Source organism: Mesorhizobium sp. LCM 4576 (assembly GCF_001854815.1).
Classification (GTDB): domain Bacteria; phylum Pseudomonadota; class Alphaproteobacteria; order Rhizobiales; family Rhizobiaceae; genus Mesorhizobium; species Mesorhizobium plurifarium.
Window position 1 is genome coordinate 278298 of record NZ_MDDT01000007.1, and the last position, 21671, is coordinate 299968.

A 21671-nucleotide genomic window follows, 5' to 3' on the forward strand; every position below is an offset into this window, starting at 1 on the left:
GCCTTCCCTCCCCAACTCAACCGCGCTGCCCCCGACTTGCGGACCAGACTGTGTCACGAGGGACAGGCCGTCGGCAAGCGAAGCCTTGTGCCGGTAGCGCCAACCAACCGCTCTGTTGTTTGCGCTAAGGCCAATGTCTCTTCCTGAGGCCGGGGTAGAAGAGGCGCATGGGCACTTTTGCCCGGATTCAACGAGGCATGTCATGGCAATTCCGCGGACGCGGCCAAGCGCCTATCCGGCGATACTCTCCTACGGCTTCCGACCATTCTTCCTGCTGGCGTCGCTGCAAGCCGCCACTGCCATGCTTATGTGGCTGCCGCTCTATTACGGCAGGCTTGAAACCCTTAGTCTGTTCCAGCCTGTGGACTGGCACATCCACGAACTGCTCTTTGGCTACCTGACGGCGGTCGTGACAGGCTTCCTGCTCACTGCGATCCCAAACTGGACCGGACGCCTTCCCGTGCAGGACGGTCGCTTGCTGATACTGGTGCTGCTCTGGATCGCGGGGCGCTTGGCAGTGTTCTTTTCTGCGCAAATGGGCTGGCTCTTGAGCGCGATCATAGACTGCTCGTTTCTTCTAGCGGTGGTCGCTGCCGCGGCAACCGAAATCGTCGCCGGCCGAAACTGGCGAAACCTCAAGGTCCTACTGCCCGTCACAGTCCTTTTTGTGGCGAACGTCATGTTTCATGCCGAGGCGCACTACCAGGGCATCTCCGACATCAGCCGCCGCTTGGGTCTTGGGGCCGTCGTCGTCCTCATCATGATCATCGGCGGGCGGATAGTCCCCAGTTTCACCCRCAATTGGCTGGTCCGCGAGAAGCCCGGCCGGCTTCCCGCACCATTCAGCAGGTTTGATGTCGGGACGATCGCGCTGTCGGCCTCCGGCCTTGCCGCATGGACCTTCTTTCCCGAAAACACAGGCACGGGCGCGTTGCTGATTGCCGGAGCAATGTTCAACGCCGTCCGGCTCGCTCGTTGGGCGGGCGACCGGACACTGGCCGACCCGTTGGTCCTGATCCTGCACGTTGCATTCGCCTTTGTGCCATTAGGCCTGCTGCTTGCCGGACTGGCCGCGCTCGCGCCGGGAACTGTTCCTGTGGTGGCCGGCATTCATGCGTTGGCCGTGGGAGCGGTGGCCTGCATGACCCTGGCCGTCATGACCCGCGCCTCCCTCGGCCACACGGGCCGCGAATTGGYGGCGGACGCCGGAACACGGGCGATCTTTGCTGCAATCGTCATCGCCGCCATTTTGCGCGTGGCGGCCGCCATGGCTCCCGACATGGCCCTTCTCCTTCATATGTCGGCGGGGCTCTGGGTTGCCGCCTTCGTCGGCTACGCTGTGCGCTTCGGCGGAATGCTGATGCGGCCACGCCTGCTAACGCGCCGCAAGAGCGCCGCCTGACGGTTGGCGGAGACGTTCCGCCATGACCCGGTTTCTTGCTTCCGCGCCGCTCATTTTCGTCGAGCAATTTGCGCCAGCGCAAATCGCCAAGCCGTCCGGCGATCTACAAGAAGGCAACGGTTGATGCCGTGGTGAACCAAAAGAAAGGACTATTCCAATGAAACTGCCCCTCATTGCCGCGGCGATCGCGTTGCTCTCAATTGCCGGCGCCGCAAATGCCGAAGAACATGTCGTCCAGATGCTGAACAAGGGTGACAAGGGCTCGATGGTCTTCCAGCCCGACTTCGTCCGGGCCGCCCCCGGCGACACCATCAAGTTCGTGCCGACCGACAAGACCCACAACGCCGAGATCATCAAGGGCATGATCCCGGACGGCGCCGAAGCCTTCAAGGGCAAGCCGAGCGAGGAGATAACGGTCACCCTCACCAAGGAAGGTGTCTATGGCGTGAAATGCGCGCCCCACTATGGCATGGGCATGGTGGCGCTGATCGTCGTCGGCAAGYCGGTCAACCTGGACGCAGCAGAGGCCGTCAAGCAGATCGGCAAGGCAAAGCYGGTCTTCGCCGAGTTGTTCGCCGAGGCGACCAAAGCTGCTTCGAACTGATCCGAGAGACTGYCTCCGGCGATGGCGAGCCGGAAGCATTGGCCGGGCGGACCTGGTGAGAGGTCTGACCCGGCCATTTTCATATTGAGATGGTACGTCGCTGTACGGCAACCCCGCACCGACATGGCCCAGCAATCGCCTCCAAAGTTGAAAATTCATTTCATTCAGATTTGCGCAAACGCAAAGACGCACCGCGCGAAGACACTATCTTGGCTTTATCGAAACGTTGAAGTCGAGGAGATGAAGAATGCTTACGAGACGCGAAGCTTTGCTGGGTTCTGTTCTGACCGCCGCCGCCGTCGCCACCATCGGCTCGACGCCGGTAATGGCAGCCACGAAGGATGTGTCCGGGCTGYCCCGCGAAAAGGTGACCCTGGTGGCGCCGCCTTTCGTGCACGCTCACGATCAGGTGGCCAAGGGCGGCCCCAAGGTCGTCGAGTTCACCATGAAGATCGAGGAGAAGCCGGTGGTCATCGACGCCGACGGCACGCAACTCAATGCCATGACTTACAATGGCTCCATCCCGGGCCCTCTGATGGTCGTGCATGAAGGCGACTATCTCGAGCTCACGCTGATCAATCCCGATACCAACACGCTCGCCCACAATATCGACTTCCATGCGGCGACCGGCGGACTCGGTGGCGGCGCGCTGACGCTGATCAACCCGGGCGAGCAGGTGACGCTCCGCTTCAAGGCGACCAGGTCGGGGACGTTCGTCTACCATTGCGCCCCTGGCGGCGCGATGATCCCGTGGCATGTCGTGTCGGGGATGAGCGGCGCGGTGATGGTCCTGCCGCGCGACGGCCTGAAGGACGAGAAGGGCAAGCCCGTCCGCTACGATCGCATCTACTATATCGGCGAGAATGACTTCTATATCCCGCGCGACGAGCAGGGAAAATTCAAGAAGTACGACTCGGCCGGCGACAACTACGACGACACCGTTAAGGTGATGCGCGGCCTGATCCCGACCCATGTCGTATTCAACGGCAAGGCGGGATCGCTGACTGGCGAAACCGCCATGAAGGCCAAAGTCGGCGRAACGGTTCTGATCGTCCATTCTCAGGCCAATCGCGACACCCGTCCGCACCTGATCGGCGGCCACGGCGACTTCGTCTGGGRAGCTGGCAAGTTCGCGAACCCCCCTGCCAAGGACATGGAGACCTGGTTCATCCGCGGCGGTTCGGCGGGCGCGGCGCTCTACACCTTCCGGCAGCCCGGCGTCTATGCCTACGTCAATCACAACCTGATCGAGGCTGTCGAGCTCGGCGCCACCGCGCACTTCACCGTCGATGGAACCTGGGACGACGACCTGATGATGCAGATCGAAGCTCCCAAGGCGATTGCCTCGTAAACCGGAAAGGCGATCTTCCACGACCCGCCGGCATCGCCGGCGGGTCGCGGTCGCAGGCGGATTTTGAACATGTCCTTCGATCCTGTCTTCACATTTGGAACCATGGCTGCCGCCGCCCTYATCGGATTGGGCCTCAGCAATGCGATCGACGGGACGTCCCCTCGGTCCCGGGTTCCAGCCGCGGCGGCGGAGCTGGTAGCCCTGAAGCGCGGGTCATTCGAACACCCACAGCCTGGCGAGTTCCTCAGAGACAGCCATCCCGCGCCCGCACCCGTAGCGAGGGAAACCATCGACGCGCCTCTGGAAATCATGAAGTTCCAGGTGACCGCATCCGACTATGACCGCTGCGTTTCGGACGGCGCCTGCAAGCCTGCCGACTCAAGCATCGTCGGCAACGTTCCGGCGACGGGCGTCAGCTTCCTCGATGCGCAGGCTTACGCGAATTGGCTATCGGCAAAGACAGGCGAGACGTGGCGGCTGCCGACCGACGTCGAGTGGGCCTATGCCGCGGCCGAGCGGTTTCGGGCTGACATAGAAGCTGGTGAAGGCGACCCGGCGGATCCGGCGAGGCGGTGGCTCACCCAATATCGCAACGAGTCGGCGCTCGGCCGCAAGGCCGATCCTGAACCGCGACCTGCCGGGGCATTTGGAACCAACTCGAAGGACGTTGCGGATATTGCCGGGAATGTCTGGGAATGGACATCGACCTGCTATGCCCATGTGACGATGTCCGGCGACGGCGCCGCCAGTTCGCTGAGCAATTGCGGCGTTCACGTTGTGGAGGGATTCCACCGCACCTACATGTCGAACTTCATCCGCGACGGCAAAAGCGGCGGCTGCGCGGTCGGCACCCCGCCGGACAATCTGGGCTTCCGTCTCGTGCATGATCGTGCAGGCTTCCTGCAGGCGGCGCTTCGCCGCCTTGGCCTCGCCTGATCGCTCCAAAAAAGGAATGCGAATGACTTCAAAGCCGGTCTTCCTCGACAGGATTCGCCCTGCCGCCGAACAATCCCTGGCAAGCCCCGGCGTCGACCGAGCCTCGATTGGAGCGCTGGTCCGCGAATTCTATTCCAGGGTGAGAAAGGACGAGCGGCTCGGACCCATCTTCGCCCGGGAAATCGCTGGCGATTGGGAGCCTCATCTGGAGAAGATGACGGATTTCTGGTGCTCCGTCATTCTGAAGAGCGGCGACTATCATGGACGGCCGGTGCCAGTTYACCTGAGGCTTACGGACGTCACCGAAGCCGATTTCAGTATCTGGTTGGCTCTCTTCGGCAAGACGGCGTCCGAGCTCTTCATCCCCGAGATCGCGGCGGTGTTCGTCGAGCGGGCCGAACGGATAGCAACAAGTCTGAAGCTCGCGATGTTCTTCCGTCTCGGCTCCGCCGTCAGTGAGTAGCTGCGATCCCGCCGGCGCGGAGAATTCACCGGACTGATGGCAGGCTTGATTTTGCGCAAGGACCGCCGCGGTCGGGGTTCGTAGTTTCCGCCGATGATCCTCGATCTTTGCTTCGGTACGATCGTCATAAGCCTGACGGTCGGGATTCACACCTTCGGCCTTATCGCGATCACTCACGTGATGGCACGCCTTGTGGCGTTCTTCCGCATGCATGGGCGGCGCAGCCGGGTGCTGGCCATGATCACCGTGGTCATGGGACTTTTCGCCGTGATGACGGTGGAAGTCTGGCTGTGGGCTGGAGTCTACCGGCTGCTCGGAATCCTGAGCGATTTCGAGACGGCGCTTTATTTCTCGACCATCACCTTTTCAACGGTCGGYTATGGAGACGTGGTGCCCGCTCACGGCTGGCGCGTGCTGGCGRCCCTGGAGGGCATCAACGGCTTTCTGCTGATCGGCTGGTCGACCGCCTATCTGATCGCCGCCGGCACCCGTGTGGGCCCTTTCAGGGTAGGCGAGCATTTTTGATCCGCGGCCCGAGCCATCGCTCAGACAGCCAGCGAGTGCCGGCCGATCCCATTGCCAAGATATCTGTCGAATTTCGCYGCCACGGTCCTGACGAGAGGACGGCTTTCCTCGGGCACCACGAAGCTCTCACCATCGAGTCGAAGAAATCGGCCGGCGCCGCTGATGGCCAGGCGGCTTGCTTCGCAGAGCAGCGTTTGGCCGACCGCTCCAAAGCGTTCGACAAGGTCTATGGCCGAGAAAGCGAAGTTGCACATCAGCCGCTCGATGATCCAGCCCCGCGCCAGGTCATCCAGGCTGAACTCGATGYCCCGCGCTATTGCCAGTTGTCCGCGATCCACGGCCTTTTGATACTCACCGGTGGCAACGATATTCTGGGCATAGCCTTGGCGAAACCTGCTGATCGAGGACGGGCCGAGGCCGATAAGGGTCTCGCATTGATCTTCGGTATAGCCCTGGAAATTGCGCCGGATCTTGCCGGCGCGAGCCRCGACCGCCAACGCATCCTGCGGTTTGGCGAAGTGGTCCAGCCCCAGGGCTTCATAGCCGGCATCGACAATTATCTGGGCGGCAAGCCGCGACTGCGCCAGGCGAGCGGCGGAATCGGGCAGCCATGCCTCATCGATCATCGTCTGATGCTTCTTGAACCAGGGGACATGCGCATAGCCGAACAGGGCCAGCCTGTCGGGCGCCAGTGTCAGCGCCTGGGAGACGGTCGCCGCAACACTCTCGCTGGTCTGGTATGGCAGCCCGTACAAGAGGTCCAGGTTGACGGATAGAACGCCTCGGGCCCGCACCGCATCGACGATGCTCTTGGTCAGCGCGAAGCTCTGCTCGCGATTGATCGCCTTCTRCACCTTGGGATCGAAGTCCTGGACACCAAGACTCGCTCGCGTCATGCCGATGGCCGCGAAGGCGTCGAGCCGGCCCTCGTTCATGTCGTTCGGATCGATCTCTACGCTGATGCTGGCATCGGCAAGGAAGTCGAACCGTTCCCGCAACGCCTTTCCAAGCATGAGGATGTCGTCGGGCTTCAGCATCGTCGGGGAGCCGCCGCCGAAATGAACGGCACGGACCCTGCCGTTCACAAGGCCACCGACCGTTTCGATCTCTTTGTGGAGCGAGCGCAGGAAGGTCGCCACCGGCGCATAGTGACGCGTCTGCTTGGTATGGCAGGCGCAGAACCAGCACAGCCGGTCGCAATAGGGGATATGCAGATAGAGCGATATCTCGTCATCGCCTTCAAGCGCATCCATCCACCCGCGAACCGTTACCGCGTCAACGCCCGGATGAAAGTGYGGCGCCGTCGGATAGCTCGTGTATCGCGGTACGTTGTCGCCCAGGCCCTTGGCCGGAATTGAGTGCGGGGGCTGGATGATAGCGACAGGAGCGGTCATGACGGTCAAGCTACCTGAACGGCACCGCCAAAACCTTGATTTAGATCAAGGCAGCTCAAGCCAAAACCGGCGCAAATTGCCGCTCTATTTGACCACGGGCGTCACAATGGCCGGYATACAAGATGCTCAACAGGCTGAGGTTCCCGCAATTTGCAACTCCTGCGAAGCGCGGCGGGCCGGATTATGCGGTGCGTTCAACAACCGCCAACTTGCCGATTTGRCCAAAGCCTCCTCCAGGCACGAGATCTTGGCCGGGACGGACCTGCCCGACGACGGAACCTACTCGAACCTATTGTCCGGGGTGGTCAAGCTCACGATAAGTCTTTCGGATGGTCGTCAGCAGATCGTCGGTTTCCATTTCGCGCCCGATTTTCTGGGCAGGCCGTTCGAGGCGAAAAGGCCGATCAAGGCCGAAGCCTTGACGAATATGGCGCTATGCTCGTTTCCAAGAGCGATCGTCGATCAAATGACCAACGAGGTGCCGGAACTTGGACGCCTGCTGCTGAGGCGCGCGCTGAACGAACTCGACGACGCGCGCGACTGGATGGCGGCGCTGGGGCGCAAGACCGCCTCCGAGAAAGTCGCAAGCTTCCTTCTTATGTTCGCCGGACACATCGGCCCCTCCAGACATCCAGCAGACTCTATCAGCTTCGATCTGCCGCTGACACGCGGGGAAATCGCCGATTTCCTTGGGCTGACGATCGAGACGGTAAGTCGGGAATTCTCCAGGCTGCGAGTGGACGGGGCGATCCGGATCGTAAACAAGCGGCACATCAGCCTCGCAAGCATCGCTCAGCTCGAGGAACGCTGCGGCGACTGATCGGCTATCGAACCGTCGTCTGGCTTTGACCCTCCAGAGTCGCCGACTTCGGCCCTGCGGGTCGTTTCATCGGCGCTGCTGCCTGTTCACATCACTGCCAAAGCTGTGCTCCAACGGTCGCGGCAACCTTCCCCAAAACAAAAGCGCGTCGCGTTTGACTTGAATCAAGGCCCGGGAACGGAAAATCCCAAAATGGTGCCGCGAGCGGGCATTTCCGCCGGAACTTTCGAGACGAGATCGGGGACTTGCGATGAAATTTGGCACGGAGATCGTCCTTTTAGGCCTGTTTGCTTTTGCTGCCCTTGTGGCCGCCGGCTTCGGCGCGGATGAGCCTTTTCGCCAGCACATGTGGGTTTTGTTCTTCGCGGTGGCTGGCTTTACCGCGATCTTGCTGCGCAATTCGGATTTCAAGCCCGCGGCGCCGATCGACCCCTCCGCCTACATGGATGGTCCGATCCGCTACGGKGCCATCGCAACGGTCTTCTGGGGCGTCGTTGGCATGTTGGTCGGCGTGATCATCGCGCTGCAACTCGCCTACCCTGACCTCAACATCCAGCCTTGGTTCAATTTCGGCCGGCTGCGGCCGCTCCACACCTCCGGCGTCGTCTTTGCCTTCGGCGGCAACGCGCTGATTTGCACCTCGCTTTACGTCGTCCAGCGCACCTGCCGGGCGCGGTTGTTCGGCGGCAACCTCGCCTGGTTCGTCTTCTGGGGGTATCAGCTCTTCATCGTCATGGCCGCGACCGGCTATCTGCTGGGCATCACCGAAAGCCGCGAATATGCCGAGCCGGAATGGTATGTCGACATCTGGCTGACCATCGTCTGGGTCGCCTATCTCCTGCTCTTCCTCGGCACGATCCTGAAGCGCAAGGAACCGCATATCTACGTCGCCAACTGGTTCTACCTCTCCTTCATCGTCACCATTGCGATGCTCCACGTCGTCAACAATCTGTCGATGCCGGCATCATTCCTGGGRTCGAAAAGCTATTCGGCCTTTTCCGGCGTCCAGGACGCACTTACGCAGTGGTGGTACGGCCACAACGCGGTCGGCTTCTYCCTGACGGCCGGCTTCCTCGGCATGATGTATTATTTCGTCCCGAAGCAGGCGAACCGGCCCGTCTACTCATACCGCCTGTCGATCATCCACTTCTGGGCGCTGATCTTCCTCTACATCTGGGCTGGGCCCCATCACCTCCATTACACCGCCCTGCCCGACTGGGCGCAGACACTCGGCATGGTGTTCTCGATCATGCTGTGGATGCCGTCATGGGGCGVCATGATCAACGGCCTGATGACRCTGTCGGGCGCCTGGGACAAGATCCGCACCGATCCGATCATCCGCATGATGGTTACGGCCATCGCCTTCTATGGCATGTCGACCTTCGAAGGTCCGATGATGTCGATCAAGACCGTCAACTCGCTCTCGCACTACACCGACTGGACCATCGGCCATGTCCATTCAGGCGCGCTCGGCTGGGTCGGCATGATCACGTTCGGCGCGATCTACTACATGGTGCCGAAGCTCTGGAATCGCGAGCGGCTCTATTCGCTGCGGCTTGTCACCTGGCACTTCTGGCTGGCCACGCTCGGCATCGTCGTCTACGCCGCGGTGATGTGGGTCTCGGGCATCATGCAAGGGCTCATGTGGCGCGAGTACGATGAGCAGGGGTTCCTCGTCTACTCCTTCGCCGAGACCGTCGCCRCCATGCATCCCTACTATCTCATGCGTGCGGCGGGCGRCGCCATGTACCTCACCGGCATGYTGATCATGGCCTGGAATGTCACCATGACCATTCGTGGCTACCAGCGCAAAGAGCAGCCTTTGCCAGGTATCGCCCCCGCCCTCCAGCCTGCCGAATAAGGAGCCAGACATGGGCCTGATGGATAGACACGCGCTGATCGAGAAGAACGCCACGTTGCTTCTTGTCGGATCCCTGCTGGTGGTGACCGTCGGCGGTATCGTCGAGATCGCGCCGCTCTTCTATCTCGACAATACGATCGAGAAGGTCGAGGGCATACGGCCCTACTCGCCGCTCGAGCTCGCCGGCCGAAATATCTATGTGCGAGAGGGATGCTATCTCTGCCACAGCCAGATGATCAGGCCGTTCCGGGACGAGGTGGAACGCTACGGCCACTACAGCCTGGCGGCCGAGTCGATGTACGATCACCCGTTCCAGTGGGGATCCAAACGAACGGGGCCGGATCTCGCTCGCGTCGGYGACCGCTACTCCAACAGCTGGCACGTCCAGCACCTTACCGACCCGCGATCCGTCGTGCCCGAGTCGATCATGCCGAGCTACGCGTTCCTGAAGGACACGCCGATCGAGGTGAAGGACTTTTCGACGCATCTCGTCGCCAACCGGCGTGTCGGTGTCCCCTACTCCGATGACATGATCGCCAATGCCAATGCGGATCTGATGGCACAGGCCGATCCCAATGCCGACACGTCAGGCCTGGAGAAGAGATATCCGAAGGCCAAKGTCGGCGACTTCGACGGCAATCCGCAACAGGTCACCGAGATGGACGCCCTGGTGGCTTACCTCCAGATGCTCGGCACCCTGGTCGATTTCAAGAACTACGACGAAGCCGCCGGCTACCGCTGAGGAGCACAGACCGATGGAATATAATTTGATGCGGGAGTTCGCCGACAGTTGGGGCTTGCTTGCGATGGCCCTGTTCTTTGTAGGCTGCATCGCTTTTGCGCTTCGACCCGGCGGCAAGGCGCATGCCGACCACGCCGCACAGATACCTCTCAAGGACGATTGATCATGAGCAGCGAGCATGTCGACGAAATCTCCGGCGTGACGACGACCGGCCATGAGTGGGACGGCATCAAGGAACTCAACAATCCCTTGCCACGCTGGTGGGTGATAACCTTCTACATCACCATCGCCTGGGCACTCGCCTACACCATTGCCTACCCCGCCTGGYCGATGCTGAGTTCCGCCACCAAGGGCGCCCTGGGCTTTTCCAGCCGCAACGACGTCAAGAACGAAATGGCCGCGGCTGAGGCTGCCAAGGCCAAATATGTCGCGGCGATACAGTCCAAAACCGTTTCGGAAATTGCTGCTGACGACACTTTGCGCGAGTTCGCCGTCGGGGCCGGCGGCGCGGCATTCAAGGTCAACTGCGTGCAGTGCCATGGCTCCGGCGCGCAAGGGTCGACAGACTTTCCGAACCTCAACGATGACGATTGGCTCTGGGGTGGCAAGGCGGAGCAGATCCAGCAGACGATCACGCACGGCATTCGTTTCGCCCCGGACGCGGATACTCGCCAGTCGGAGATGCCTGTCTTTGCCGACGTGCTCAAGCCGGATCAGATCGCTCAGGTCAGCGCTTTTGTGGCCAGCCTTTCAGGGCCGGTGCGGGACAAGAGCCTGATCGAGCCCGGCGCCAAGGTTTTCGCGGACAATTGCGCGGTCTGCCATGGCGACACCGCGAAGGGCAACAGGGACCTCGGTGCTCCCGATCTGACGGATGCGATCTGGCTCCACGGTTCCGGCGAAGCCGCGATTGCTTCGCAGGTGCGAGCTCCGAAGAACGGGGTGATGCCTGCCTGGGTCGGTCGTCTCGGCGAGACGACGGTCAAGGAACTGGCTGTCTATGTCCATTCGCTTGGCGGCGGAGAATAGGAGCGGGGCCTATTCTCGGCCCTCAGCCGTTCAAGCGACGAGGCCCGGCCATGCCGGGCCTCGACTTGCTTTTGCCGATTCAATTTGACCTGCATCAACGCGCCGAGCGCGAGCGATGGCAAGACTGCTGGAGAAAGGCGGCGTCATAGGCCGCGATTGGAGATCGTCGTGCTGGATCAGTCGCAGGTAGAACGGCTCGAGGCTGAGGCGGTCAACTCCGCAAAGACGCGGCAGCCGCTTTATGCCGCGCGCAAGAAAATCTTCCCAAAGCGGRCCTCCGGCCGCTTCCGCCAGTTCAAATGGCTGGTGATGGCGATCACACTCGGCATCTATTACCTGACCCCCTGGCTGCGCTGGGATCGAGGTCCCTTCGCTCCCGACCAGGCCGTTCTCATCGACCTGGCCAACCGGCGCTTCTACTTCTTCTTCATCGAGATCTGGCCGCAGGAGTTCTACTACGTCGCCGGCCTCCTCATGATGGCGGGCGTCGGTCTTTTCCTGATCACATCGACAGTCGGGCGAGCCTGGTGCGGATACACCTGTCCGCAGACCGTCTGGGTCGACCTGTTCCTTGTCGTGGAAAGGGCGATCGAAGGCGATCGCAATGCCCGCATGAAACTGGACGCCGCTCCCTGGAGCGCGCGCAAACTCTTGCTGCGCATAACCAAGCACGCCGTCTGGCTCGTCATCGCGGTAGCCACCGGCGGCGCCTGGATTTTCTATTTCGCCGATGCGCCCAAGCTGCTCGGCGAAGTCGTCACCGGTACGGCGGCGCCCGTCGCCTATGTCACGATCGCCGTCCTGACCGGCACGACCTATGTCTTCGGCGGACTGATGCGCGAACAGGTCTGCACCTACATGTGCCCCTGGCCGCGAATTCAGGCCGCCATGCTCGACGAAAACTCACTGACCGTCACATACAACGACTGGCGCGGCGAGCCGCGTTCGCGCCATGCCAAGAAGGCTCTCGMCGCCGGTCTGCCGGCCGGCGATTGCGTCGATTGCAATGCCTGCGTTGCCGTCTGCCCGATGGGGATCGACATCCGCGACGGGCAGCAGCTCGAATGCATCACCTGTGCGCTCTGCATCGATGCCTGCGATGGTGTCATRGACAAGCTCGGTCGCGAGCGCGGACTGATCTCCTACGCGACCCTGGCGGACTACAATGCCAACATGGCGGTGGCGACCGTGGGCGGCACAAATCCAGTCAATCCATCGCTCGTAAGAACAGCGAGTGGCGCTTTCGTCGACAGCCTGTCACATTTCCATCTGGGCAAGATCTTCCGGCTGCGCACCTACATCTATCTCGGCGCATGGTCGGCGATCGGCCTGGTGCTCGTCTATTCGCTGCTGACGCGCGAGCGGCTGGAGCTCAATGTCCTGCATGATCGCAATCCTCAGTTCGTGACGCTTTCGGACGGCTCGATCCGCAACGGCTATACGGTCAAGCTGCTCAACATGATACCCGAGCCGAGGACGATCGAGGTGACGCTGGAAGGCCTCGACGGCGGCGAGATGAGCATCGTCGGCATTKAGCAGCCCCCGAGCCGCTCATTCTCCATTGCAGTCGAGCCGGACCGGCTGAAGACGCTCAAGATCTTCGTCAGGCAACCGGCCGACCAGATCAGGARGCCGGCGCAGAGGTTCGAATTCCGCATCGACGACAAGGCAAGTTCCGAGACCGCCGAATATACCGCCACTTTCAATGCCCCGGAGCACAGCAGATGAACGCCGAAATGCGGAAGCCGCGCGAGTTCACCGGCAAGCATATGTTGATCTTCGTTCTCGCTTTCTTCGCGGTGGTGATCGGGGTCAACGTCACCATGGCCACGCTCGCCCGGAAGAGCTGGACCGGCCTCGTCGTAGAGAACACGTATGTTGCCAGCCAGCAGTTCAACGAAGAAGCGAGGAAAGGAAGGGCGCAGGCGGCGCTAGGCTGGACAGGCAAGCTGACCGTCGCCTCCGGCGAGGTCCGTTACAGCCTTGTCGACAGCCAGGGCAAACCGGTGCCGCTGCACGGGGTCAGGATGCTGTTCCGCCACCCGGCCTACGAGGCCGAGGACGAAGCTCTGACACTTGCGGCGGTGCCCGGCGACACTTCGGGGAACATGGGCGYGTTTGCCGTTCGGCACACGCCCAAGAATGGCGTCTGGATAGTGGAGATCGATGCGGACGCCGGGCTGACGTCGCCGTTCCGTGACGTTCGCCGCATCATGATCTCGAACKGGGTCCTGCAATGAGTTGCTGCGCGCCAGGGGCCGAGATGGCATTGGAGGTTGCCGGCGCGGCGTCCGCCGTGCCGTCCAGCGACGAAATAAAGCTGGCCAGCCGCACATTGGACGGGGGCTGTCGCCAGACGGACCTGTCGGTTCCGTCCGTTCATTGCGCAGGCTGCATCCAGGCGATCGAGGCTGCGCTGGCCAAGCTCGAAAACATCGATTCCGCCCGCGTCAATCTCTCGACCAAGCGAGTATCCGTTCGCTGGCGCGGAGAACAGGTCCCGCCGTTTTTCGCAGCGCTTTCAAGGCTGGGCTATCAGGCGCACCTGTTCGAGCCGGAAATCCAGGAAAAGGACAGGACACTCTCGGAGCTGATCCGCGCTGTCGCGGTGGCCGGCTTCGCGGCAGGCAACATCATGCTGCTCTCGGTGTCGGTCTGGTCCGGCGCCGAAGGCGCGACGCGAGATCTGTTCCACTGGTTGTCCGCGCTGATCGCCATTCCGGCTCTCGCCTTCGCCGGCGGCATCTACTTCCGCTCAGCCGCAAACGCGCTGCGCCATGGCCGCATGAACATGGACGTGCCGATCGCGGTGGGGGTTTCGCTGGCTTACGCGATGAGCCTCTACGAGACCATCACTCATGGCGAACACGCCTATTTCGACGCCTCGGTATCGTTGCTCTTCTTCCTGCTGATCGGCCGCACGCTGGACCATGTGATGCGCGAACGCGCGCGAACCGCCGTCAACAGCCTTTCGAGGCTCGCGGCGCGGGGCTCGATGGTTCAGCGGGACGACGGCACGCGCGAATACGTGCCGGTCGCCGAACTGATGCCGGGAATGCGCCTGCTTATTGCGGCCGGAGAACGCATACCGGTCGACGGCGACATCGTCAGCGGGAATTCCGACCTCGACTGCTCGATCGTCTCCGGGGAGAGCGCGCCAAAGGCCGTCGGGGCCGGCGCCCATGTCCAGGCTGGCACGCTCAACCTGACGGGTCCGCTGACGATGCAGGCAACCGCTGCGGCGAAGGACTCCTTCCTGGCGGAGATGGTCCGACTGATGGAGGCTGCGGAAGGTGGCCGCTCGCGCTACCGGCGCATCGCCGATCGCGTATCGGCGCTCTACGCGCCCGTCGTCCATCTGGCGGCCTTTGTGACATTCCTCGGCTGGATGGTCGCGTCCGGCGATTGGCACCGGGCTCTCACCATCGCTATCGCCGTGCTGATCATCACCTGCCCCTGCGCGCTCGGTCTCGCGRTGCCGATCGTCCAGGTCGTCGCGGCCCGACGCCTGTTCGAGGCCGGCGTCATGGTCAAGGACGGTTCTGCTATGGAGCGTCTCGCGACGATCGACACGACTGTGTTCGACAAGACCGGCACGTTGACGCTCGGACGCCCAAAACTGATGAATGCGTCCTCCATCGATCCGACCATGCTTGCGATCGCGGCAGACATGGCCGCCCATTCCCACCACCCGTTCTCGAGGGCCATCGCCAGCTATGCGGGGCACTCCGGYCAACCCGGCGTCGAATCCGTCGCCGAGCACCCGGGCTTCGGCGTCGAGGCCATAGCGGAGGGGAATACGTGGCGGCTCGGACGACGCGGATGGGCKGGCTGGAAGGCTCGCACCGGCGGCGAAGGCAAACCCGGYGGCTATGGCGGCACCGTGCTTTCCAGGAATGGGAACATCGTAGCCTGCTTCACGTTCGAGGACGCGCTTCGACAGGACGCCAGGGCAACGATCCAGCGGTTGAAGGATGCCGGGGTTTCGGTCGACATGTTGTCCGGAGACACTTCCAGGGCCTGCGACGAGGTTGCCAAATCATTGGGGATCGAAAGTTTCGTGCCGGCTCTGCTACCCTCCGGAAAGGTCGAGTGGATTGAAGCGCTGACCCGCGCCGGCCACAAGGTGCTGATGGTGGGCGACGGCCTCAACGACACACCGGCGCTGCGAGCGGCGCAGGTTTCGATGGCTCCCGCAACCGCGGCCGACATTGGCCGGCAGGCCGCGGATTTCGTATTCCTGCGCGAGAGCCTGTTGGCGGTGCCRCTCGCCCTGGATGTCTCGCGCAAGGCCGGCCGGCTCATTCGCCAGAACATCGCCATCGCGATCRTGTACAACACCTTCGCTGTTCCGATCGCCGTCTTGGGCCATGTGACGCCRCTCATCGCGGCGATCGCAATGAGCGCCTCCTCGTTGGTCGTGATCGCAAATGCGATGCGGCTTCACGCAACGTCGAAGACAGCGCCTGAGGCCGTGCCGGCCCGACGCCGCACCGATGTCATAAACGCGGTCCGTCCATGACCACGCTCGTCTATCTCATTCCGGTGGCCCTGTTCCTGGGAGCACTCGGTTTGTCCGGCTTCCTGTGGGCTTTGCGCAGCGGCCAATACGAGGACCTCGATGGAGCCGCGGAGCGGATATTGATCGAACCTGATCAGCGAGACGGCGAAGGCCGGCAATCGAACTGACGTAGATCAAGGCGGCGTCGTTCTCGATGTCCGAAAAGCGGTTGACGAAAAGCCGGAGATTTCGATGCAAGCTCGGGACATCATGACGACACCGGTGGTCACGATCACCGCCTCTGCCTCGGTTGCCGAAGCGGCGGATCTGATGTTGACCAGGAACATCCGCTGCCTGCCGGTCGTGGGAGACGATGGATCGCCGGCTGGCGTCATCAGCGAAGGCGATTTCCTGCGCCGAGGCGAACTTGGCACCAGACGGGGGCGGCCTCGCTGGCTGGAGTTTCTTGTCGGTCCTGRCAAGCTCGCCGACGAGTATGTCCGCTCGAACGGCCGCCGGGTGGGCGAGGTTATGACCACCGGCGTCGTTTCGGCAGCGCCCGGCGCCTCGCTCGCCGAGATCGTCGAACTCATGGCGACCCACGACATCAAGAACGTACCCATCCTTGACGCGGGTAAGATCGTCGGCATCGTCAGCCGCTCCGATCTGATGCGCATCCTGCTTCGCGCTCTGCCCAAGTCAGGCTCTGCGACTGTCGATGACGAGGTCATCCGCAGGAACATTCTTGCCGAGTTGCGGGGGCAATCCTGGAGCGTCGGCGGCGACCTTATCGGCGTCACCGTCAAGAAGGGAGAGGTAGAATTGAATGGCGCCATTTTCGACGAGCGCCAGAGAAAGGCCGCAGTCGTCGCCGCGGAGAACATCGCCGGGGTCAAGAAAGTCACGGACAAGCTCTTCTACGCGGGACCGTTGTCGGTCGTGCTCGTCTCCTGACAAGCGTGCGTCGGCGTGTAGCGCTCGTCCCGACCCTGGGCCGCACCGCGCTCGGGGCTTCCTGTCCAGCGTTAGACCGCAGCCGCGATCAACAACGGTCGAAGCAGCAACAGCRCAAATCCAACAAGCGCCGCGCCCGCGATCTTGTCGGCTATCCGCCTGCCTCCGCCCAGCCACTTGCCCAGCAAAACCCATAGCGATCCTGTTATGGCGGTGGTCCCGACAAGCATCAGCCAGAAGATCCCAAGTTCGTCCCAACCGGCATCCATCGGCACCATCGCCAGGCAATAGATGAAAGCCTTTGGATTGAGCGCGGTCGTTGCCAGCACGGAAACGCCGTCGTGGCGGCCCGGTGCACCRCTGGAATTGCCGGCCATCAGGCGCAGCCCCAGGACTGAAAGCCATCCAACCGCGACGAATTTCAGAATCTGGACGGCGTCGGCCGGCATCAAAGGACGCGACAAAAGCCAGAAAGCCGCCGCGATCCCATAGCCGCACGCCTGTGCCGCCAAGAGCCTGGTCGCCTGCTCACGTTTGACCGCGGCCGCCATCAGGAGAGCGTTGGTTGGCCCTGGAGCGACAAAGAGCAGAAATGCTTCCAGAAGAAATAGATCGTTTGACATCAGTCAGCCGCCATGTGGCCTTCCGGGCTTGTTTGCTGCCCGCTCGCCAAGCAGCTCGTTGCGTCCAGCATCAAGGTTCAATCAGCGGACGGACTGCAATCGAGCGATCAAGTCGCTATTGCGGCAATAGGCCGGCGGATGATCGGCATGCGCGGTTTCGTCGAGCCAGGCGGCGCATTCGTCCTGGTGGCCGCAAGACCGGCACCGGTCAACGGCACGACTGGCGACGGCTGCGTGATCCGCCACAACTTTCAGCTGCCTGTCGACACCCATCTTCCGCATCATGCGTTCCATCAAGGCGGTTTTGGCGTCAGCCCCGATCAGATATTCGAGAAAGCTCATGTCGGCACACTCCTCAGACCGCAAATCATTGCCATCTCAGGCGGCGTGTGGCGTTGACTTCGATCAACGAAAGAGCCCGTCTGCCTGAGAGGACGTAACCTGAAGTGCAGACCATGCTCGGTGAAGCGGCCTAACCGACCGTGCCGAATATCGCGCCGATACCTGCGGTCAGGGCCATTGCCAGCGCTCCCCAAAAGGTGACGCGAATGGTGGCCTTCCATACATTGGCGCCGCCAGCCCTCGCGCCGATTGCGCCGAGCACGGCCAGGAACAACAGCGATGCGATCGAAACGACGGCAACAAGTCGGGAGGGCGGTGAAAGAAGCACCATAGCCAGCGGCATGATCGCGCCGATTGAAAACGCCGCCGCCGAAGCCAGCGCTGCCAGTATCGGTCGTGCGGCGGTCACCTCGGAAATGCCAAGCTCGTCGCGGGCGTGTGCGCCAAGAGCGTCCTTGGCCATCAACTGATCGGCCACCTGCAACGCCAATTGAGGTTCCACACCGCGATCGATGTAGATCTGGGCAAGCTCCTGCCTCTCGAACTCGGGTTGGCTTGCGAGTTCGTTCCGTTCACGCGCGAGATCYGCGTGCTCGGTGTCGGCCTGGGAACTGACGGATACATATTCGCCGGCGGCCATCGACATGGCGCCCGCAACCAGACCCGCGACGCCGGCTACCAGCACGCTGGCCGTGGTGGCATTGGCGCTCGCAACGCYAATGATCAGGCTGGCGGTCGAGACGATGCCGTCGTTCGCGCCGAGCACCGCGGCCCGCAACCAACCGACGCGTGAAACCAGGTGATTTTCGGTGTGAAGACGACTCATCTAAGCARAGGGACAGTTGTCGGTTCGGCTAGGGTTTAAGTCCACATCGGCAAGCCAGGAAGGCAGCCCGACCGTTCACTGCCCCGCGATCCGAACAAATGCCTTGATCAAAGTCAATCGGCGACCCCGGTTCGTCGACCCGGTATTTTTCGCTAGCCAGAGCGCTGACAGCCAGTTGTCAGCTAGCTCATGAGATATTGCTCCTAACCTGCACGAAACGGCTCGGCCGGAGCGTGCTCGAAATCGGAACGATGCTCATGAAACAGATCGCCTTGTCCCTCTTCGTGATCGCCTCGTCCGGGGCCTATGTCTGGGATCAGGCGGGCAAGCTTCCCGGCAACGATCCGATCGACACACAGGGGACCGCGGCTGCGGCGGAGCAGGCCCCGTTGGCGCCGATCGCTCCGTCCTCTCCTGCCAGCCCGGTCCCGGCAGCGGCGGCAACCCTGCCGGCAGCTTCCCCGGTGAATGTGCCACGGGAGCCGGTGCCACGCACAACGGTCGAGGCCAGGAAGGATGCTTCCACGACGATTGCGGCCGCGGCGCCGCAGCCTACCTTTGCCGACAGGCCGCCGGAGGTCACACCGGCACCGTCCCCGCCGCCGAAGCCAAAGGTGGAGCCCCTAAATACCAATGCCGCCCTGCCGCAGACACCGTCTTTCGCGGTGACGCCTGCCGTCTACATTCCCATCCCGCAGCCGCGGCCGGATTATCCCCAAGCGCGCATCCTCCATACCGGCATGAAGCTCGCGGCGCACGGTTATGCCGACGGGGTCTACACCGGTCCAGCCGCCGATGCCTATTACGGCATCATCCAGATCCAGGCGCTTGTCCAGGGTGGCCGGGTCACTGCACTCAAGGTGCTGAGATACCCCAATGACCGCCGTACCTCGGTCAACATCAACCGGCAGGCGTTGCCGATGCTGCGCGACGAAGCGATCGGCGCGCAAAGCGCCGATGTGGATATCATCTCGGGCGCGACGCTGACCAGCAAAGCCTTCATCCAATCGCTCGGCGGCGCCCTGAGGAAGGCTTCTTCCTGACCCCATGCGCGAAACCCGAATTCTGATGGGAATGCCGATCACGGTCGATGTCGGTGGCRCCGCCGGCTCGCTGATCGACTCCGTCTTCGGCTATTTCGAGCAAATCGATCGGCGCTTCAGCACCTACAGGACCGACAGCGAGATTTCCGCCATCAACCGAGGCGACGTTCCGGTCAAGGATTGGAGCGGCGAAATGATGGAAGTGCTGGCGCTGGCCGAGCGGACAAGAAGCGAGACAGGTGGATTTTTCGACATCCACAAGGCCAATGGCTCGCTTGACCCGTCCGGCATCGTCAAGGGCTGGGCCATTCGCAATGCAGCCGAAATTGTCTGTCAGGCGGGGGTTCGGGACTTCTTCATCGAAGCGGGCGGCGACATCCAGTCCTTGGGCAAGAACGCTTCCGGGCAAGACTGGAGCGTCGGCATCCGCAACCCCTTCAAGACGGATGAGATCATCAAGGTCGTCTATCCGCGCGGGCGCGGCGTCGCCACGTCGGGCACCTATGCGCGCGGCCAGCATATCTACAATCCCCATGAGCCTTCCGACGCTATCACCGACATCGTCAGCCTRACGGTCGTCGGATCCGACGTGCTCGAAGCCRATCGCTTCGCCASCGCGGCCTTCGCCATGGGTCGCGACGGTATCCTCTTCATCGAGCAGGCTCCGGGGCTGGAGGGTTATGTCGTCGACAGCAACGGCCGCGCCACGCCGACAACCGGATTCGGAGACCTTTGCGAACCATGATCAAGGCAATCGACCGGTTCCTCGACCACCTGACCATGTACCGGCTGGTGCTCCACTATCTGATGGCGCTGCTGGGCACAGCCTTCGCCTTCTGCTTCGTCAAGCTCGTGCCGCATGATCCACTTGCGCTCGCTTTCACCGCAGCGCTGGCAGTCAKCGCCTGCTGGATCACCAACAAAGCTTTCGCGCTGGTCTTCGAGGTCCCGGCAAACAACGAATCCGTCTATATCACCGCGCTCATTCTGGCCCTCATCCTCGACCCGGTCGCCGTCACGGACCTGAAGGGCATCGCGGCAGTTGCTTTCGCCTCTGTCTGGGCGATCTCATCGAAATACATTCTGGCCGTTGGTCGAAAGCACCTTTTCAATCCGGCGGCCGTCGGCGTGGCGTTGTCGGCACTGTTGCTGAACCAGCCCGCCACCTGGTGGGTCGGTGGCAATCCATGGCTGCTTCCCTTCGTCCTCATCGGCGGGATTCTGGTCGTCCGGAAACTGCGCCGCCTGGATCTTGTCGCGACATTTCTGGTCGTGGCCATTGCGACCGTCCTAGCAACAACCGAGCCAGCGCAATATGGCGCCGCCTTCAAGGAAACRCTGGGCTCATCGCCGCTATTGTTCTTTGCTTTCGTGATGTTGACCGAGCCCCTGACGGCGCCCGCACAGCGCTGGCCGCGGATCGCCTTTGCCGCCATCGTCGGTTTCCTGTTCGCACCCAACATCCATGTCGRCTCGCTCTATTTCACACCCGAGCTTGCGCTTCTGGTCGGCAACCTCTTCGCCTATTCGATCGGTCCGAAAGGGCGCTTCGTGCTGACCCTGGAACGCATCGAGCAAACCGCCGCCGACAGCTATGATTTCATCTTCAGGTCACAGCGAAAGCTTGCCTTCCAGGCTGGCCAGTACCTTGAGTGGACACTTGGCCTCGACCATTCCGACAATCGCGGCAACCGGCGTTATTTCACCGTCGCCTCATCGCCTACCGAGCAATCCGTGCGGCTTGGCGTAAAATTCTATCCGCAATCGAGCGCCTTCAAGCGGGCGCTGGGCGCCATGAGGCCCGGCGCCACGATCCACGCTTCACAACTGGCCGGCGATTTCACGCTGCCATMCGATCCGAAGACGAAGATCGCTTTCCTGGCGGGCGGCATCGGCATCACGCYGTTTCGTTCGATGCTGCAATATCTCATCGATCGTCAGGAAATTCGGCCCATCGTCGTTCTCTATGGAACAGAGGGACAAGACGACATCGCCTATCGCGACGTGCTTGGCTCAGCGAGACGCGAACTGGGCATAAGGACGTTCCATGCCGTGGCCAAGGGTGCTGAGCGTGGCCAGTATCCGGGCTATATCGACGCCCGCCTGGTACGCCTCACCATGCCCGACTACCTGGAACGCACCTTCTACATCTCCGGCCCGCAGGTCATGGTCAAGGCGCTGCGCGGGAAGCTGCTGACCATGGGAGTTCGCCGTTCCAGAATTAAGGTCGATTACTTCCCCGGATTCGCCTGAAC

General features: G+C 62.1%; 23 protein-coding genes. 19 read left to right on the plus strand and 4 right to left on the minus strand.

The features are described from left to right. Nucleotides 1-202 precede the first annotated feature (202 nt). The 6 genes from LCM4576_RS03480 (at nucleotide 203) to LCM4576_RS03505 (ending at nucleotide 5281) form a co-directional block, all read left to right on the plus strand. Entirely contained in the window at nucleotides 203-1402 is a 1200-nt protein-coding gene (locus LCM4576_RS03480) for an NnrS family protein (protein ID WP_071030532.1), read from the plus strand. 157 nt (nucleotides 1403-1559) lie between these two features. Next, nucleotides 1560-2006: a pseudoazurin gene (locus tag LCM4576_RS03485; protein ID WP_071030533.1), complete on the plus strand. Its 447-nt coding sequence runs from the start codon at nucleotides 1560-1562 to the stop codon at nucleotides 2004-2006. Between the two features lie 247 nt (nucleotides 2007-2253). Next, entirely contained in the window at nucleotides 2254-3357 is a 1104-nt protein-coding gene (gene nirK, locus LCM4576_RS03490) for a copper-containing nitrite reductase (protein ID WP_071030534.1), read from the plus strand. A gap of 69 nt (nucleotides 3358-3426) precedes the next feature. Then, a complete protein-coding gene (locus LCM4576_RS03495; RefSeq protein WP_071030535.1) occupies nucleotides 3427-4293 on the plus strand; it encodes an SUMF1/EgtB/PvdO family nonheme iron enzyme in 867 nt (288 codons plus the stop codon). A 22-nt stretch (nucleotides 4294-4315) separates the two neighbouring features. Next, entirely contained in the window at nucleotides 4316-4756 is a 441-nt protein-coding gene (locus tag LCM4576_RS03500) for a group III truncated hemoglobin (protein ID WP_071030585.1), read from the plus strand. Between the two features lie 93 nt (nucleotides 4757-4849). After that, nucleotides 4850-5281 (plus strand): potassium channel family protein, encoded by a 432-nt coding sequence (locus LCM4576_RS03505; protein WP_071030536.1) that lies wholly within the window; start codon nucleotides 4850-4852, stop codon nucleotides 5279-5281. Between the two features lie 20 nt (nucleotides 5282-5301). Here LCM4576_RS03505 and hemN read toward each other — a convergent pair whose 3' ends face one another. Beyond that, nucleotides 5302-6675: an oxygen-independent coproporphyrinogen III oxidase gene (gene hemN / locus LCM4576_RS03510; RefSeq protein ID WP_071030586.1), complete on the minus strand. Its 1374-nt coding sequence runs from the start codon at nucleotides 6673-6675 to the stop codon at nucleotides 5302-5304. A 106-nt stretch (nucleotides 6676-6781) separates the two neighbouring features. On the opposite strand from hemN, the gene LCM4576_RS03515 reads away from it, so the two are divergent. From LCM4576_RS03515 to LCM4576_RS03560, 10 genes are all read left to right on the plus strand, one after another. Next, the gene (locus LCM4576_RS03515) at nucleotides 6782-7495 is read left to right on the plus strand and encodes a Crp/Fnr family transcriptional regulator (RefSeq protein WP_071030537.1); all 714 of its coding nucleotides are present in this window, start codon (nucleotides 6782-6784) and stop codon (nucleotides 7493-7495) included. Between the two features lie 250 nt (nucleotides 7496-7745). After that, nucleotides 7746-9356: a cytochrome-c oxidase, cbb3-type subunit I gene (gene ccoN / locus LCM4576_RS03520; protein WP_071030538.1), complete on the plus strand. Its 1611-nt coding sequence runs from the start codon at nucleotides 7746-7748 to the stop codon at nucleotides 9354-9356. Between the two features lie 10 nt (nucleotides 9357-9366). Further along, nucleotides 9367-10098, plus strand: a complete 732-nt coding sequence (gene ccoO, locus LCM4576_RS03525) for a cytochrome-c oxidase, cbb3-type subunit II (RefSeq protein WP_071030539.1) — start codon at nucleotides 9367-9369, stop codon at nucleotides 10096-10098. Between the two features lie 13 nt (nucleotides 10099-10111). Continuing rightward, nucleotides 10112-10261, plus strand: a complete 150-nt coding sequence (locus LCM4576_RS03530; protein WP_041005791.1) for a CcoQ/FixQ family Cbb3-type cytochrome c oxidase assembly chaperone — start codon at nucleotides 10112-10114, stop codon at nucleotides 10259-10261. A gap of 2 nt (nucleotides 10262-10263) precedes the next feature. Beyond that, complete coding sequence (gene ccoP / locus LCM4576_RS03535; protein WP_071030540.1) at nucleotides 10264-11127, plus strand: cytochrome-c oxidase, cbb3-type subunit III; 864 nt, start codon at nucleotides 10264-10266, stop codon at nucleotides 11125-11127. Between the two features lie 168 nt (nucleotides 11128-11295). Next, entirely contained in the window at nucleotides 11296-12855 is a 1560-nt protein-coding gene (ccoG, locus tag LCM4576_RS03540) for a cytochrome c oxidase accessory protein CcoG (protein WP_071030587.1), read from the plus strand. Then, complete coding sequence (locus LCM4576_RS03545; RefSeq protein WP_071030541.1) at nucleotides 12852-13367, plus strand: FixH family protein; 516 nt, start codon at nucleotides 12852-12854, stop codon at nucleotides 13365-13367. The genes ccoG and LCM4576_RS03545 overlap by 4 nt, the downstream gene beginning before the upstream one ends. Continuing rightward, complete coding sequence (locus tag LCM4576_RS03550) at nucleotides 13364-15649, plus strand: cation-translocating P-type ATPase (protein WP_071030542.1); 2286 nt, start codon at nucleotides 13364-13366, stop codon at nucleotides 15647-15649. Before LCM4576_RS03545 ends, LCM4576_RS03550 begins: the two co-directional genes overlap by 4 nt. Continuing rightward, nucleotides 15646-15816: a cbb3-type cytochrome oxidase assembly protein CcoS gene (gene ccoS, locus LCM4576_RS03555; protein ID WP_041005784.1), complete on the plus strand. Its 171-nt coding sequence runs from the start codon at nucleotides 15646-15648 to the stop codon at nucleotides 15814-15816. The genes LCM4576_RS03550 and ccoS overlap by 4 nt, the downstream gene beginning before the upstream one ends. Nucleotides 15817-15880: 64 nt before the next feature. Beyond that, the gene (locus LCM4576_RS03560; RefSeq protein ID WP_071030543.1) at nucleotides 15881-16582 is read left to right on the plus strand and encodes a CBS domain-containing protein; all 702 of its coding nucleotides are present in this window, start codon (nucleotides 15881-15883) and stop codon (nucleotides 16580-16582) included. A 71-nt stretch (nucleotides 16583-16653) separates the two neighbouring features. Here LCM4576_RS03560 and LCM4576_RS03565 read toward each other — a convergent pair whose 3' ends face one another. From LCM4576_RS03565 to LCM4576_RS03575, 3 genes are all read right to left on the minus strand, one after another. Continuing rightward, nucleotides 16654-17133 carry a hypothetical protein gene (locus tag LCM4576_RS03565; protein ID WP_244510591.1) on the minus strand — a complete coding sequence of 160 codons (480 nt, stop codon included), beginning with the start codon at nucleotides 17131-17133 and terminating at the stop codon, nucleotides 16654-16656. Nucleotides 17134-17286: 153 nt separating this feature from the next. After that, complete coding sequence (locus tag LCM4576_RS34420) at nucleotides 17287-17547, minus strand: DUF6455 family protein (RefSeq protein WP_073986272.1); 261 nt, start codon at nucleotides 17545-17547, stop codon at nucleotides 17287-17289. A 130-nt stretch (nucleotides 17548-17677) separates the two neighbouring features. Then, the gene (locus LCM4576_RS03575; RefSeq protein WP_071030546.1) at nucleotides 17678-18373 is read right to left on the minus strand and encodes a VIT family protein; all 696 of its coding nucleotides are present in this window, start codon (nucleotides 18371-18373) and stop codon (nucleotides 17678-17680) included. 257 nt (nucleotides 18374-18630) lie between these two features. Here LCM4576_RS03575 and LCM4576_RS03580 point away from each other — a divergent pair, with 257 nt between their 5' ends. From LCM4576_RS03580 to LCM4576_RS03590, 3 genes are read left to right on the plus strand one after another with little or no spacing between them, the layout of a single operon-like run. After that, complete coding sequence (locus LCM4576_RS03580) at nucleotides 18631-19416, plus strand: FMN-binding protein (protein WP_071030588.1); 786 nt, start codon at nucleotides 18631-18633, stop codon at nucleotides 19414-19416. A gap of 25 nt (nucleotides 19417-19441) precedes the next feature. Then, nucleotides 19442-20161 carry an FAD:protein FMN transferase gene (locus tag LCM4576_RS03585; RefSeq protein WP_244510599.1) on the plus strand — a complete coding sequence of 240 codons (720 nt, stop codon included), beginning with the start codon at nucleotides 19442-19444 and terminating at the stop codon, nucleotides 20159-20161. After that, nucleotides 20158-21669, plus strand: a complete 1512-nt coding sequence (locus LCM4576_RS03590) for an RnfABCDGE type electron transport complex subunit D (protein WP_071030548.1) — start codon at nucleotides 20158-20160, stop codon at nucleotides 21667-21669. The genes LCM4576_RS03585 and LCM4576_RS03590 overlap by 4 nt, the downstream gene beginning before the upstream one ends. Nucleotides 21670-21671: the final 2 nt, after the last annotated feature.

Bases quoted from the DNA above. Each gene is read 5' to 3' on its own strand.
- LCM4576_RS03530 (WP_041005791.1), top strand. From the start codon at position 10,112: ATGGAATATAATTTGATGCGGGAGTTCGCCGACAGTTGGGGCTTGCTT.
- ccoS (WP_041005784.1), top strand. From the start codon at position 15,646: ATGACCACGCTCGTCTATCTCATTCCGGTGGCCCTGTTCCTGGGAGCA.
- LCM4576_RS34420 (WP_073986272.1), bottom strand. From the start codon at position 17,547: ATGAGCTTTCTCGAATATCTGATCGGGGCTGACGCCAAAACCGCCTTG.
- LCM4576_RS03580 (WP_071030588.1), top strand. From the start codon at position 18,631: ATGAAACAGATCGCCTTGTCCCTCTTCGTGATCGCCTCGTCCGGGGCC.